The sequence below is a fragment of the Ruegeria sp. ABD4_443 genome (assembly GCF_056160865.1).
This window is the reverse complement of the sequence record NZ_JBSWYA010000001.1, coordinates 672,004-684,802: the sequence shown is the minus strand read 5'-3', so window position 1 is coordinate 684,802 and position 12,799 is coordinate 672,004. Positions and strand designations below refer to the sequence as shown.

Annotated in this window: 14 protein-coding genes; 9 read left to right on the top strand and 5 right to left on the bottom strand. The window is 61.9% G+C overall.

Annotation, left to right across the window (positions count from 1 at the left end; all coding sequences use genetic code 11):
• Positions 1 to 71 precede the first annotated feature (71 nt).
• The 6 genes from nthA to ACXAG8_RS03390 all read left to right on the top strand — a co-directional run bounded on the left by nthA (position 72) and on the right by ACXAG8_RS03390 (position 4,241).
• A complete protein-coding gene (gene nthA, locus ACXAG8_RS03415; RefSeq protein ID WP_475222419.1) occupies positions 72 to 686 on the top strand; it encodes a nitrile hydratase subunit alpha in 615 nt (204 codons plus the stop codon).
• Positions 683 to 1,363 carry a nitrile hydratase subunit beta gene (gene nthB, locus ACXAG8_RS03410; RefSeq protein ID WP_475222135.1) on the top strand — a complete coding sequence of 227 codons (681 nt, stop codon included), beginning with the start codon at positions 683 to 685 and terminating at the stop codon, positions 1,361 to 1,363. Before nthA ends, nthB begins: the two co-directional genes overlap by 4 nt.
• Positions 1,360 to 1,683: a nitrile hydratase accessory protein gene (locus tag ACXAG8_RS03405; RefSeq protein ID WP_475222134.1), complete on the top strand. Its 324-nt coding sequence runs from the start codon at positions 1,360 to 1,362 to the stop codon at positions 1,681 to 1,683. The genes nthB and ACXAG8_RS03405 overlap by 4 nt, the downstream gene beginning before the upstream one ends.
• A 221-nt stretch (positions 1,684 to 1,904) precedes the next feature.
• Entirely contained in the window at positions 1,905 to 3,200 is a 1,296-nt protein-coding gene (locus ACXAG8_RS03400) for an adenylosuccinate synthase (protein WP_475222132.1), read from the top strand.
• Positions 3,200 to 3,442 carry a DUF2842 domain-containing protein gene (locus ACXAG8_RS03395; protein ID WP_475222131.1) on the top strand — a complete coding sequence of 81 codons (243 nt, stop codon included), beginning with the start codon at positions 3,200 to 3,202 and terminating at the stop codon, positions 3,440 to 3,442. Before ACXAG8_RS03400 ends, ACXAG8_RS03395 begins: the two co-directional genes overlap by 1 nt.
• An 82-nt stretch (positions 3,443 to 3,524) precedes the next feature.
• Positions 3,525 to 4,241 carry a porin family protein gene (locus ACXAG8_RS03390; protein WP_475222130.1) on the top strand — a complete coding sequence of 239 codons (717 nt, stop codon included), beginning with the start codon at positions 3,525 to 3,527 and terminating at the stop codon, positions 4,239 to 4,241.
• A gap of 20 nt (positions 4,242 to 4,261) precedes the next feature.
• Here the strand turns inward: ACXAG8_RS03390 and ACXAG8_RS03385 are convergent, their stop codons facing one another.
• On the bottom strand, positions 4,262 to 4,804 hold the full coding sequence (locus tag ACXAG8_RS03385) for an N-acetyltransferase family protein (protein WP_475222128.1): 543 nt from the start codon (positions 4,802 to 4,804) through the stop codon (positions 4,262 to 4,264).
• Between the two features lie 205 nt (positions 4,805 to 5,009).
• Positions 5,010 to 6,491, bottom strand: coding sequence for a hypothetical protein (locus ACXAG8_RS03380; protein ID WP_475222127.1), 1,482 nt, complete (start codon positions 6,489 to 6,491; stop codon positions 5,010 to 5,012).
• Positions 6,492 to 6,696: 205 nt separating this feature from the next.
• On the opposite strand from ACXAG8_RS03380, the gene ACXAG8_RS03375 reads away from it, so the two are divergent.
• The gene (locus ACXAG8_RS03375) at positions 6,697 to 7,407 is read left to right on the top strand and encodes a thiamine diphosphokinase (RefSeq protein ID WP_475222125.1); all 711 of its coding nucleotides are present in this window, start codon (positions 6,697 to 6,699) and stop codon (positions 7,405 to 7,407) included.
• Here the strand turns inward: ACXAG8_RS03375 and ACXAG8_RS03370 are convergent.
• From ACXAG8_RS03370 to ACXAG8_RS03360, 3 genes are all read right to left on the bottom strand, one after another.
• Positions 7,352 to 8,269: a DMT family transporter gene (locus tag ACXAG8_RS03370; RefSeq protein ID WP_475222122.1), complete on the bottom strand. Its 918-nt coding sequence runs from the start codon at positions 8,267 to 8,269 to the stop codon at positions 7,352 to 7,354. The genes ACXAG8_RS03375 and ACXAG8_RS03370 overlap by 56 nt on opposite strands.
• A gap of 87 nt (positions 8,270 to 8,356) precedes the next feature.
• Positions 8,357 to 9,730, bottom strand: coding sequence for an L-serine ammonia-lyase (locus ACXAG8_RS03365; RefSeq protein ID WP_475222121.1), 1,374 nt, complete (start codon positions 9,728 to 9,730; stop codon positions 8,357 to 8,359).
• Between the two features lies 1 nt (position 9,731).
• Positions 9,732 to 10,433 carry a glutathione S-transferase family protein gene (locus ACXAG8_RS03360; RefSeq protein WP_475222120.1) on the bottom strand — a complete coding sequence of 234 codons (702 nt, stop codon included), beginning with the start codon at positions 10,431 to 10,433 and terminating at the stop codon, positions 9,732 to 9,734.
• 169 nt (positions 10,434 to 10,602) lie between these two features.
• On the opposite strand from ACXAG8_RS03360, the gene rpiA reads away from it, so the two are divergent.
• Together rpiA and gor are read left to right on the top strand one after the other, a co-directional pair.
• Entirely contained in the window at positions 10,603 to 11,391 is a 789-nt protein-coding gene (gene rpiA, locus ACXAG8_RS03355) for a ribose-5-phosphate isomerase RpiA (RefSeq protein WP_475222416.1), read from the top strand.
• Positions 11,392 to 11,401: 10 nt separating this feature from the next.
• A complete protein-coding gene (gene gor, locus ACXAG8_RS03350) occupies positions 11,402 to 12,760 on the top strand; it encodes a glutathione-disulfide reductase (RefSeq protein ID WP_475222118.1) in 1,359 nt (452 codons plus the stop codon).
• Positions 12,761 to 12,799 lie beyond the last annotated feature (39 nt).

Sequence of the window (12,799 nt, the reverse complement as noted above, 5' to 3'; positions counted from 1 at the left end):
CGCACCGACGGATGTCGTCAATCGCGGCAAAGGGGCTGGACACGGCCGCGTCGCCGACGCAGGCTGACCCCATGCCACATGACGATCCTGACCACCCACACGCTTTGTTGCCACCGGACCCGGCGCTGCGCGTCAAGGCGTTGGAAACGATTTTGACCCGAAAGGGGCTGATCGATCCGGCAGCGCTGGATGAGATCATCGATACCTATCAGACCCGGATCGGGCCGAAGAACGGCGCGCGGGTCGTCGCCCGGGCGTGGTGTGACCCAGAATTCCGGCAGGCCCTGCTGACGGACGCAAACCCCGTCCTGGCTGGGCTGGGATATTATGGCAGACAGGGCGAGCACATGGTCGTAGTGGAAAACACGCCGCGACAGCACAATATGGTCGTTTGCACTTTGTGCAGCTGCTACCCTTGGCCATTGCTGGGGATACCCCCCGGCTGGTACAAATCCGACGCCTACCGCGCCCGCGCCGTGCGCGAGCCGCGCAAAGTGCTGGCGGAGTTCGGAGTGACCCTGCCTGCTGAAACCGCGATCCGCGTCTGGGATTCGACCGCCGAGATTCGTTACCTGGTGCTGCCGATGCGACCCAAGGGAACCGAAGGGCTGGCCGAGGACGCCCTGGCCGAACTGGTCAGCCGCGACAGCATGATCGGCACCGGCTTGCCAAAGGTACCATCATGACCCGCGTGCATGACATGGGCGGGCGGTTTGGTGACGGTCCGGTGAAACCAGAACCCGAGGGTGCCCCTGTCTTTGCCAAAGACTGGCACGCCCGTGCCCTGGCACTGACCCTGGCGGCCGGCGCTCTGGGGCAGTGGAACATAGACATCTCGCGCCACGCCCGCGAGCGCCTGTCGCCGTTGGATTACACGCGATTTTCCTATTACGAAAAGTGGATTGCCGCGCTGGCGGACCTGCTGGTCGAAAGGGGCGTCCTGACCGAGGACGACTTGCGCGGAACCGCACAGGATGTTGGCATGCATGCCTTGGCCGAAAAATCACTGAAAGCCGAAGCCGTGGCGGCCGTCCTGTCAACCGGTGGCCCGGCTGCGCGCGCGGATGGCTCAAAGCCGCTTTTCTCAGCCGGTCAGGCCGTGCGCGCCGTCGTTCCGTCGGACAATGCGCAGGTCCCCGGCGGGCATACGCGTTTGCCCCGCTATGCCGTCGGCGCGTTGGGCTATGTCGTGCGCCTGCACGGAAACCACGTGTTTCCCGACAGCAACGCACACGGGCTGGGCGAGGCGCCCGAGCCGCTTTACGCGGTCAAATTCCACGCCCGCGAATTGTGGGCACACCCCGAGCACCCCGATGACGAGGTCGTTTTGGACATGTGGCAAAGCTATCTGGAGCCGATATGACCATAGCCGCGCCGGAACCCGTCTTTGAACAGCCATGGCACGCGCAGGTCTTTGCGCTGACCGTGGCCATGAACGAAGCCGGACAGATCGAATGGCCGGTTTGGGCCGCGCGATTCTCGGCGGTTTTGAAACGCGAGGGGTTGGATCGGGACCTCGACGGTGGCGACGATTATTTTCGGGCCTGGCTTGCAACCCTTGAGGCGATGCTGGCAGAGCAGGGCGCCGCGTCGGAACCTGAGGTCCGAACTTTGCGCGACGCCTGGGAAGTGGCCTTTCTGACAACACCTCACGGCCAACCGGTTCGTGTGGGGGACGGATAGGACCAGGGGGGCGCTGCCCCCGCCGCCCGTTCCGGGCGACTCCCCCGGGATATTTTGGGCCAGATGAACAAGGGATCCGGGCTTCATCTGGCCTCAAATATCCCCGCCGGAGGCATCGCGCGGCACGCGCGATTCCTGACTGCGTCGAATTATCGGTTTCCCTGCGGTCGGCGCGTCGCTATATGAGCCGGGTTTGTTAACTCAACGCAAAAGGACCGGATATGGCCAATGTGGTTGTTGTCGGCGCCCAATGGGGTGACGAGGGAAAAGGCAAGATTGTCGACTGGCTCAGCGAAAGGGCGGACGTGATCGCGCGTTTTCAGGGCGGGCATAATGCCGGTCACACACTGGTCATCGATGGCGAGGTCTACAAGCTGCACGCCTTGCCTTCGGGCGTTGTCCGTGGCGGCAAGTTGAGCGTTATCGGCAATGGTGTCGTCCTGGACCCCTGGCATCTGGTCGCCGAGATCGCAACGGTCCGGGCGCAGGGTGTCGAGATTACCCCTGACACATTGATGATCGCCGAGAACACGCCTTTGATCCTGCCCATTCATGGCGAATTGGATCGTGCGCGCGAAGAAGCGGCCAGCAAGGGTACCAAGATCGGCACGACCGGGCGCGGCATCGGTCCGGCCTATGAAGACAAGGTCGGGCGTCGCTCGGTCCGGGTTGCCGATCTGGCGGATGAGGCGACGCTTGAGGCGCGTGTTGACCGGGCGCTGCAGCATCACGATCCGCTGCGCAAAGGGTTGGGAATCGACCCTGTCGACCGCGATGCGCTGGTTGCGCAGCTGAAGGAAATCGCCCAGGAAATCCTGCCTTTCGCGGCACCGGTCTGGAAGGTGCTGAACGAGAAACGCAAGGCGGGCAAGCGTATCCTGTTCGAAGGCGCGCAGGGCGCGTTGCTGGATATCGATTTCGGGACCTACCCGTTTGTCACCTCGTCCAACGTGATTGCAGGCCAGGCAGCGACCGGTGTGGGGATCGGTCCGGGATCGATCGATTTCGTGCTGGGCATCGTCAAAGCCTATACCACCCGTGTGGGTGAAGGTCCGTTTCCGACGGAATTGGAAGATGCCGACGGTCAGCGTCTGGGCGAGCGCGGGCATGAGTTTGGCACCACCACGGGCCGCAAACGGCGCTGCGGCTGGTTTGACGCCTGCCTCGTGCGCCAGACCTGCGCCACCAGCGGCGTGAACGGGATCTCGCTGACCAAGCTGGATGTGCTGGACGGGTTCGAGACCCTGAAGATCTGCACCGGCTATGAGCTGGACGGCGCGCGGCTGGATTACCTGCCGACCGCAGCCGATCAGCAGGCGCGCTGTACGCCGATTTACGAGGAAATGCCGGGGTGGAGCGAATCCACGGAAGGTGCGCGCAGCTGGGCCGATTTACCCGCAAATGCCATCAAATACGTGCGCCGGGTCGAGGAGCTGATCGACTGTCCCGTTGCGCTTTTGTCCACCAGCCCGGAGCGGGACGACACCATTCTGGTGACCGATCCCTTTGCCGACTGATGGCTGGCGACGAAAAGCCTGGTCTTGGATACAGTGCCAGGCGGCGTTGGTCTTTGGTCATCCTGCTGGTTGGCCTGCCGCTTTACGTTGTCGCCGTTGTCTCGGTTCTGAACTGGCTGGACCGGCCGCCGATCTGGCTGGAACTGTTGGTTTATGTTCTATTGGGCGTATTGTGGGTCTTGCCGTTCAAATTCGTGTTTCGCGGCGTCGGCAAGGAAGACCCGGACCAAAACGGCAATTGACCGGCGAAGCAGACCCCGTTTGCCGGTCGTGACATTTCCGATATTGGCGGGGGCGAACAGATAAGGGCGAGGTAGGCGTTTCATGACAAAGGCATGCTATTCGGGACTGGTGGCTGCGGCGGTGGCGCTGTCGGCTCATGCGGCGCAGGCCGGCGATTGGGAATATGTGATTGCCCCTTATGTCTGGGGCCCGGAATTCAAAACATCCCTGAACATTGGTCCAAATCCACCTGTTGATGGCAGTACATCCATCTTTGACATCCTCAACAGCGCCTTTCTGATTGCCGGTGAAGCCAGAAATGGCCGGTGGTCCGTCGGCGGCGAGTTCAATTACCTCAACCTGGGGGATGACGTTCCCATTGGGCAGACGGGCCGCAGCGCCAACTGGGAACTCGACGGAACCATGGCGTCACTGGCTGTCGGATATTCCTTATCGGAAAACGCGCAATCCCGGGTCGAGGCCTTTGCGGGCGTTCGCCATTGGGATCTGGATCTGTCCACGACCGTTCGCGCCTTTACCGCAAGCACCAGCCAGAGTTGGACGGACCCTTTGATCGGCGCGCGCTACCATCGCGCCCTGTCGGATCGGTGGAGCCTGGCGGCGATGGGAAATATCGGCGGTTTCGGGGTCGGATCGAAATTTCAATGGGAGGCCCTGGTCCAGGCAAGCTGGGCTTGGACCGACGGCATTGACGTAGCGGCCGGGTACCGCCACCTGGACGTTGAATTCGAAGCGGGCCGGGACGTTATCGACCTGACCCTGACGGGCCCCTATGTCGCGCTGGCGTTCAACTTCTGATCGGTTTGATGCCCGGTGACCTAGTCTGGCCAGGTCAGGACGGCACGGGCGAAGGCGTGGTATTCGCCGGCCAGTTCCTCGACCAAGCTGATCGGAGTAGGCCACGGCGTGGTCAGCGTTGCCTCGACCTGACCGGTCATCAGTTTCAGGTCGGCGCTGTGTTTGACCGCAAGATGGCGCATCCGTTGGTTGGTGGCCAAGCACAGCATGTGGACCTCGCGGATGCCGCGGTTGCGGGCTCCGGCGATGATGCGGGATAAAAGGGCGTCGCCTATCCCCTTGTCCTGCCATGGGGTTTCCACGGTTATCGCGATCTCGGCCACGCGCCCGCCACGCCCTTGGGTCGGGCGCAACTCGCCCACACCACGCAGGCAGGCATCGGGGAAGGCGCCGAAAACCAGCGCCGCGTTGTCGAATATCCCGTCGACATAGGATTCGAGGTTTTGCGGCGGGACAGGGATGCCAAAACGCGACGTCAGGGCATCGCTGTCAAGGTTCTGAAAATGCGTCGCAACCTGGGGCCTGTCGAATATCCTGAGGCGGCGGATCGTGATTTCCTGCATGGCGGCACTCTGCGTGATCCGGGAAACTGATACGGGGTTCGATGCCCCATGATACCATTTTTCTGCGATGCAGCATACCCGATTTGGGAAAATCGCGAATACTGGCGTGTTTGCCCGGGTTTCCGGTGGATTTGGTCAAAGGATGCGCATAACGAAAAAAGGGCCAGAGGTTTCCCTCTGGCCCCTTGATGTAAACTCGGTTGGGTCAGCCAGCCGCGCGTTTGTCATCCGGGCGGAACCCGATCTGGTTCGAGGCCGCGAAACGACCGCCACCGGCCTTTTCGATCTTGCCGTCGCGCAGCAACTGGCCAAACGAGCGCAGGCTTTCTTCGCGGTTGAACGCCTCTTGCTTGAGGGACCGGACCTTGTTCATCAATTGCGGCCGCGAGAATTGCTCTTGGCCTTCGATGAACGAGAGATAGGCGGCGGCGGCCTCCAAAAGGTCGGGCAGGGACTGTGCGCCCTGTTCCTGTGCGAAAACGGCAAAGCCACCTTCTTCTTCTTCCGGGGCGCTGTCGTCTTGCGGCGTGGTGACACGGCGCGGCATGACAGGGCCGGTTTCGCCGTCGTTGGTATCAACGCGCTGTTCAGCCACCAGTTTCAGCGGCGCTGCGCTGTCGGATTCGGGGCGCAGGCTTGTGACTTGAATTTCCGGGCGGCGGGGGCTTACGACCGAGGCCAGATCGCCACGGTAATCCTGATCAGCCGCGCCATGTTGCGCGTCCTTATCTTCTGCGCGTTCTGCTTCGGTCGCGGCGACAGCCGTACGCAGGTGCGAGTAGGTGTCGCGCTTGTCGGTCGTTGCCGGGTCATCCATCCGGGCACCGGCCTTGTCCATCAGGCGCGATACGTCCTGATCAATCTCGGTCGTCTCGGGGTGTTTGCGCTCGCTCGCCCCGGACAGTTCGGCCTCGACCTGCGAAATCTCTTGCATCAGGTCGTCTTCATCCGCCGCAGTCAGAACGCCGTCTGTTGCGTTTTCGTCTTCGGCGGGGTCATCATCCTCGGCCGTGATGTTGAGGATGTTGAGCACATCATCCACGTCAACTTCCGTATCCGCGGCATCGTCGGTCTCGTCAAACAGGACGTCGGTCTGCTGGTCATCCGATTCGGCCTGGCCATCATCCGCCACAACCATGTCCGGCTGCGTAACGGGGTCTGCCTCGGCGGGCGCTTCGTCTGTTTCCGCAGGCTCGCTCAGGTCTTCGGGGGTCAGGGCGCCCGAGGCAAAAGCTGCAGAGATCGCGTCGACCTGTGGTTTGGCGGGCGCAATATAGTCGCCGTCTTCTTCTTCCGAAAAGGCCACGGGGGTTTCATCCGAATGCGAAACAACGGCGCGAATGCGTTGCAGCTTGGCCGAGATGCTGTCGGCGGCTGGCGGGGTCTGCGCCGGAACCTCTTGGGCATCGGCAAAAAACGCGGCCGCGCCTGCAGCGGGGGCTGCATCAACAACCGTCAGGTCGGGGGTCGAGACCTCGGGTTGCTTGGGTTCAGGGTTCGCGGTGGGTTTGGGTTCGTCGGTTGCGCGCAGCAACAGGCCCGAGTCGCTCTGGCTGGCTTCGACACGCTGGGTGCCGTCGCGCTGGGCGATCCGGGTTAGCATTTCAGCGTCTGGTTGGGGGGGCTCAGAGCCAAAGTAGCGGTCGTCTGCGGCAAGATCCCGAAAATACTCAGCGATGGATTTCATCGTTTCGAATGAGTCGTCGAAGCCTTCCAGTGTGCAGGAGAAAGTTCCGTAGGAAACGGTTAAGACCTTGTTATTCTGTACCATCAGACGCACGTCCTTTACAAACTACAGAGCGAACGGCGCGCAGCAAAGCGCAGGCGTCAGCTCGGAACTGTCTCGATGAATCTACCATTTTGTGGTCTCAATATGTCCAAAACCGGGAAATATGGTCAATCTTACGAAAAATGAGCCGATTGTGCGCTCTGAAGGGCCAATTGCCCTGGTTGGCGGCGGCGAAATCGGGCCGGATGACCTGAATCTGGTGCTGAATCGCGTCAAAGGCGTGGTCGCAGTCGATGGTGGCGTGGCCGCGTTGACCGATTCGGGGCGGATTCCGGATGCGGTGATCGGGGACTTTGATTCTCTGGACCCAAAAAGCCGAGAACGGGTTCCCGCCGACAGGCTGTTTCACACCCCCGAGCAGGACAGCACAGATTTCGACAAAGCCCTGCAGAATGTTCAGGCGCCGCTGGTTCTGGGCGCCGGGTTTCTGGGGGGGCGGCTTGATCACCAACTGGCTGCGCTCAATACGCTGGTGCGGTTCCAGGATCGCATTTGCATCCTGTTGGGACCGCAAGAGGTGGTGTTTCACGCGCCGCCCCGGATCAGCATCGAAACCGGGCGCGATGCGCTGGTTTCGCTGTTTCCGCTGCGGCGGGTGACCGGGCGCAGCACGGGGTTGTTCTGGCCGATCGAAGACCTGGTGTTTCAACCCGACGGGCGGATCGGGACGTCGAACCGGTCTGTCGATGCCCGGATTGAATTGCAGGTCGACGGTCCGGGGCTGGTGGTGATGGTACCCCGCACGGCGTTCGACAGCGTCATGCAGGCGTTTGCGTCGGGGCAGACCGGGCGCTGGCCCTCTCACGCAGGATAACATACAGGCCCGCCGCGATGGTGATGCCGATCCCCAGCGCGGCAAGCCCGTTTGGCAGGTCGCGAAAAATCAGCCATCCAATCAGCGTGGCCACCGGGATTTCAAGATATTGCATGGGCGCCAATGTGGCTGACGGGGCAAAGCGCAGCGACCATGTCATCAGCAGATGGGCAACGGTCCCTAGCGCACCGATGGTCAGCAGCATCAGCCCATGCGTCACATCCCATGGCAGGATCACCGACAGCTCCCAGATGTCCGCCGCAGAGCCGATCATCAGAAAGGGCAGCAGCAGAACGGTGGCCATGACACCGGACACTGCCTGCAACGAAACCGGGTCGGTTTCCTTGGCTATTTGGCGTGTAACCAACATGAATAGGGCAAAGACCACGGCCACGATCAGCGGCAGCAATGCCGGTGCTCCGACCTGGGAAAAACTGGGCTGGATCACAAGCAAAGTACCAGCAAATCCCACGACACAGGCCATCAGACGCCTTGGGCCGACCTCTTCGTTCAGGACGAATTTGCCGAGAATCAGCATGATGAACGGCATGACGAATGCGATGGCGACGGCATCGGCAAGCGGAAGGTACTGAAGCGCGCTGAACATCGCCGACAGGCCAATGATGTGCAGAACTGTGCGGATCACCGCGAGACGCAGAACACGCCCCTGCATTTTCCAGGGCCGACCCGTGGCGGCAACCAGCGGGATCAGGATCAGGGCCTGAACGGCAAAGCGGACCAGCACCAGCAGGCCAAGCGGTGTTGTTTCGCCAAGAAGTTTCGCCATTGCATCGCCCAGCGGTGCAAGCACGCAAAAGCCAAGCATCAGAACGATGCCGAGAACGGGGCGATCCTGGGTCATGGGCGCGACGCTAACGCGCGGTGCGACCGATGGAAAGACGTTGCGGTCTCGGCGGGTTGCATGGGCTTGGGTCCGGTCCGTCGGGGATCAGCAATTGGGCACGTTCACGGCCAACCCGCCCAACGAGGTTTCCTTGTATTTCTCATGCATGTCATGCCCGGTCTGCCGCATCGTTTCGATGACGGCGTCCAGCGGAACAAAGTGCTGACCATCGCCGCGCAGCGCCAGCGAGGCCGCCGAAACCGCCTTGATCGCGCCCAGCCCGTTGCGTTCGATGCAGGGCACCTGCACCAGGCCCTTAACCGGATCGCATGTCATGCCAAGGTGGTGTTCCAGCGCGATTTCGGCGGCGTTTTCGACCTGTTCGGGCGTTCCTCCCATGACGGCGCACAGGCCCGCGGCGGCCATGGCGGCGGCGCTGCCGACCTCGGCCTGGCACCCGGCCTCGGCCCCCGAGATCGACGCGTTGAACTTGACCAGCCCGCCGATTGCAGCCGCCGTCAGCAGAAAATCCTCGATATGGCTTTCCGACGCGCCCGGAACGTGGTCCAGGTAATAGCGCAGCACCGCGGGCAGAACGCCTGCCGCGCCGTTGGTCGGGGCCGTGACGACCTGGCCGCCGGCTGCGTTCTCTTCGTTGACGGCCATGGCGTAGACGCTCATCCAATCATTGATGGTATGAGGCGCGTTCAGGTTCATGCCGCGTTCCGCCTGCAGGGCATCGTGAATACCCTTGGCGCGGCGGCGCACGTTCAGGCCGCCGGGCAGGATGCCGTCCGTGGTCAGGCCGCGTTCGATGCAGTCGTTCATCACCTGCCACAGCCGGGCGGACCCCTTGGCGAAACTTTCTTCGCAACCGCGCGCAACCTCGTTGTCGCGTTTCATCCGGGCGATCGTCTTGCCGCTGGTTCTGGCCATCTCAAGCATTTCGGCCGCGGATTTGAACGGGTAGGGCACGGGGGCGCCTTCGTCGGTTGCCTTGCCCTGGGCCAGTTCTTCTTCGGTCAGGACAAACCCGCCGCCGATGGAGTAATAGACCTGCCGCAGGATCACGTCGCCCTGCGCGTCCGTCGCCATGAGGATCATGCCGTTGGCATGGCCGGTCAGCGCGTGATCGTAGTCAAAGACCAGGTCCGTCTTGGGATCGAAGCTTAGCGTGGGCAACCCCTCTGGCGCGACGGTGCGGGTGCGGGCGATACTCTTCAGCGCGGCCTCGGCCTTTTCGTTGTCATACGTGTCGGGGACAAACCCCGCCAGCCCAAGGATCGTGGCGCGATCTGTTGCGTGCCCCACACCGGTAAACGCAAGCGAGCCGTGCAGCGAGGCCCGCACCCCGGCAAAGGCAAAAGGCGAGGCGCGCATCAGATCCAGAAATCGCGCCGCGGCAACCATCGGACCCATCGTATGCGAAGAGGATGGGCCGATGCCCACTTTGAACATATCAAAGACAGAAAGAAACATGTCAGATAGCGGAACCTTCCGGCGGGTTGGCATAGGTGGGGCTTGTAAACGGCGTGGGGCCCAGCCCTTCGGCCGCAATTGCGGCACGCGTTGCCGGGCGCGCCTCAAGCTGAAACAGGATGTCCTGCAAAAAAGGTGTGTCTGCCAGCTGATACCAGCTGTGATCAGCCTGAACCGGGTAAAGCGCCATCCACCGCATCATGCAGCCTATGTAATAGCTCAGGACCGAAGGCGTGGCGGGGCAAAACCACTCGGGCATCTCTTTGGCCACCGCCTCCAGGTTGGCAAGGTGACGGCGCAGGCGTGGCCGGATACCCGCCCGCAGGGATTCGGCCTGCGCCGCGTCAGTGTATTTTTCGGGATAGAACAGGATGCGCAGATCGGCATGCAGCGTGTTTGACGCAAAGAACAGCCATTTCAGAAAGGCGCCGCGCTGCGCGCTGTCCGGGGCGGGGGCCAGCGCACCATGCGTATCGGCAAGCCACAAAAGGATGGCCGCGGTCTCAAAGATCGGGCCATGTGGCGTTTCCAGAACCGGGATCAGCCCGTTTGGGTTCAGGGCGCGGTAGGCTTGGGTTTCGTGCTGGTTCTGGCGGCGGTCGATCAGCGCGGTTTCATAGGGCAGGCACAGGTCCTCAAGCACCAGCCGGATGACCAGCGATGCATTGTCGGGGGCATAGTGCAGGCGGTAATGGGTTTTCATTTTTCCTGTGTACGTGAACCCGGCACCGGGTGGCGCTCTATTTGCGACGTTTCCAATAGGAAACGCGTATTTCGCCGCCGGTGTTTTGGCAAGCGGAATTGGCGATTTGGTCTCGCAGTCATGCGGGGCTTTCCGTATAAGTCCGGCAATGAAACAAGGGATCGCTGCCATGACCGGGGAACTGTCACCCATCGACAAAGCCAAATATGTATCCGCCTATCGCGCGGCCGAAATGGTACAGGACGGGATGCGCGTCGGGCTGGGGACCGGATCGACAGCCGCCTGGCTGGTGCGCCGACTGGGCGAGCGGGTTCGCGACGAAGGATTGAAGATCAAGGGGGTTCCGACCTCGACCGCGACGGCGCAACTGGCGCGCGAAGTGGGGATCGAGGTGGTTTCGCTGGATCAGGCGGGCTGGCTGGACCTGACCATTGACGGTGCGGACGAGTTCGACGGAGAGCTGAACCTGATCAAGGGCGGCGGCGCGGCCCTGTTGCAGGAAAAGATCGTGGCGACGGCCAGCGATCAAATGGTCGTGATTGCGGATGCCGGCAAAGAGGTCGAGGCGCTGGGCGCTTTCCCCCTGCCGGTCGAGGTCATCCCCTTTGGCTGGCAGACGACGCGGACGCTGATCGAAGAAGCGCTTGATGCAATGGACGTTCTGGGAACCTCGGCGACGCTTCGGTTGAACGGCGAGGCGCCGACGGTGACGGATGAGGGGAACCATATTCTGGACCTGCACCTGCAACGGATCGGAAACCCGCGGCAACTGGCGCTGATCCTGAACCAGGTGCCGGGCGTGGTTGAAAACGGGCTGTTCATCGATATCTGTGACAGGGTCGTAATTGGCCACGGCGATGGCCGGGTCGAATTGCGCGATATCAACGAAGGCACGATTGAGCTGGGTCAGGTTGGCACGGACGAAGCTGACAACCTGTTTTCCGACCTGGCGGACTGAGGACGAAAAAATGAGTTTCGATTACGATCTGTTCGTCATTGGCGGCGGCTCTGGCGGTGTGCGCGCGGCGCGCGTGGCCGCGGGTGAGACAGGGGCAAAAGTCGCGCTGGCAGAGGAAGACCGCTATGGCGGCACCTGCGTCATTCGCGGATGCGTTCCCAAAAAGCTGATGGTGTTTGCCAGCGAGTTCGCCGAGATGGTCGGCGACGCACAGGCCTATGGCTGGGATATCCAGCCCGGTGCGTTCGATTGGAACCTGTTCAAGGGCAAACTGCACAGCGAACTGGACCGGCTAGAAGGTATCTATCGCAACATTCTCAAGAATAACGGGGTCGAAAGCTATGATCAGCGCGCCCGCCTGATCGACCCGCACACGGTTGAACTGACCGACGGCACGCGCAAGACAGCCAAGCACATCCTGGTGGCCACCGGCGGCCGCCCGGTGGTGCCCGATTTCCCCGGCGCCGATCTGGCGATCACCTCGAACGAGGTCTTCCACCTGGACACGCTGCCCCAGACGATGCTGATTGTCGGCGGCGGCTATATCGCCTGTGAATTTGCCGGGATCATGAATGGCCTGGGGGTCAAGACGACCCAGTTCTATCGCGGGGCGCAGATCCTGCGCGGATTCGATGACGAGGCCCGCGGCCTGATCAGCGAAGAGATGTGCCAGAACGGCGTCGATCTGCATCTGGGCACCAATGTGCTCGAGATGAAAAAGCAGGGCGAAAAGATCTGGGTCAAGGCAACCAACGGGTCCGAACAGCTGTTTGATGTGGTGATGTATGCCACGGGCCGGGCGCCCAATGCCGATGATATGGGTCTGGAAGCGCTGGGCGTCGAACGCGGCCGCAAGGGCGAGATCGTGGTGGATGAATACAGCCAGACCGCCGTGCCGTCGATCTATGCCATTGGCGATGTGACCGACCGGGTGAACCTGACCCCGGTGGCTATCCGCGAGGGCATGGCCTTTGTCGACACCGTGTTCCGGGGCAACCCGACACCGGTGGATCACGAACTGATCCCCACAGCCATTTTCACGCAGCCTGAAATGGGCACCGTGGGCCTGAGCGAGGAACAGGCCGCCGAACAGGAACCGATCGAGGTTTACGCGACCTCGTTCAAACCGATGCAAAAGGCATTTGCCGGCGGGTCGCAGCGCGTGTTGATGAAACTGATTGTCAGCCAGGCCACCCGCAAGGTGCTGGGCTGTCACATCGTGGCGCCCGGTGCGGGCGAGATGATCCAGATGGCGGGAATCGCGGTGAAAATGGGTGCAACCAAGGAAGATTTCGACCGAACAGTTGCGGTTCACCCGGTGATGGCCGAGGAACTGGTGACAATGCGGCAACCGGTTCGCACCGCTTGATTTGCAACTGCGCACACACAAGTTACAAGGGAACCCGTG

Excerpts from the sequence above, each read along its gene's own strand:
- ACXAG8_RS03390 (WP_475222130.1), top strand. The coding sequence starts at position 3,525 with ATGACAAAGGCATGCTATTCGGGACTGGTGGCTGCGGCGGTGGCGCTG.
- nthA (WP_475222419.1), top strand. The coding sequence starts at position 72 with ATGCCACATGACGATCCTGACCACCCACACGCTTTGTTGCCACCGGAC.
- ACXAG8_RS03375 (WP_475222125.1), top strand. The coding sequence starts at position 6,697 with ATGGTCAATCTTACGAAAAATGAGCCGATTGTGCGCTCTGAAGGGCCA.
- rpiA (WP_475222416.1), top strand. The coding sequence starts at position 10,603 with ATGACCGGGGAACTGTCACCCATCGACAAAGCCAAATATGTATCCGCC.
- gor (WP_475222118.1), top strand. The coding sequence starts at position 11,402 with ATGAGTTTCGATTACGATCTGTTCGTCATTGGCGGCGGCTCTGGCGGT.
- ACXAG8_RS03395 (WP_475222131.1), top strand. The coding sequence starts at position 3,200 with ATGGCTGGCGACGAAAAGCCTGGTCTTGGATACAGTGCCAGGCGGCGT.
- nthB (WP_475222135.1), top strand. The coding sequence starts at position 683 with ATGACCCGCGTGCATGACATGGGCGGGCGGTTTGGTGACGGTCCGGTG.
- ACXAG8_RS03385 (WP_475222128.1), bottom strand. The coding sequence starts at position 4,804 with ATGCAGGAAATCACGATCCGCCGCCTCAGGATATTCGACAGGCCCCAG.
- ACXAG8_RS03405 (WP_475222134.1), top strand. The coding sequence starts at position 1,360 with ATGACCATAGCCGCGCCGGAACCCGTCTTTGAACAGCCATGGCACGCG.
- ACXAG8_RS03380 (WP_475222127.1), bottom strand. The coding sequence starts at position 6,491 with ATGAAATCCATCGCTGAGTATTTTCGGGATCTTGCCGCAGACGACCGC.
- ACXAG8_RS03360 (WP_475222120.1), bottom strand. The coding sequence starts at position 10,433 with ATGAAAACCCATTACCGCCTGCACTATGCCCCCGACAATGCATCGCTG.
- ACXAG8_RS03400 (WP_475222132.1), top strand. The coding sequence starts at position 1,905 with ATGGCCAATGTGGTTGTTGTCGGCGCCCAATGGGGTGACGAGGGAAAA.
- ACXAG8_RS03370 (WP_475222122.1), bottom strand. The coding sequence starts at position 8,269 with ATGACCCAGGATCGCCCCGTTCTCGGCATCGTTCTGATGCTTGGCTTT.
- ACXAG8_RS03365 (WP_475222121.1), bottom strand. The coding sequence starts at position 9,730 with ATGTTTCTTTCTGTCTTTGATATGTTCAAAGTGGGCATCGGCCCATCC.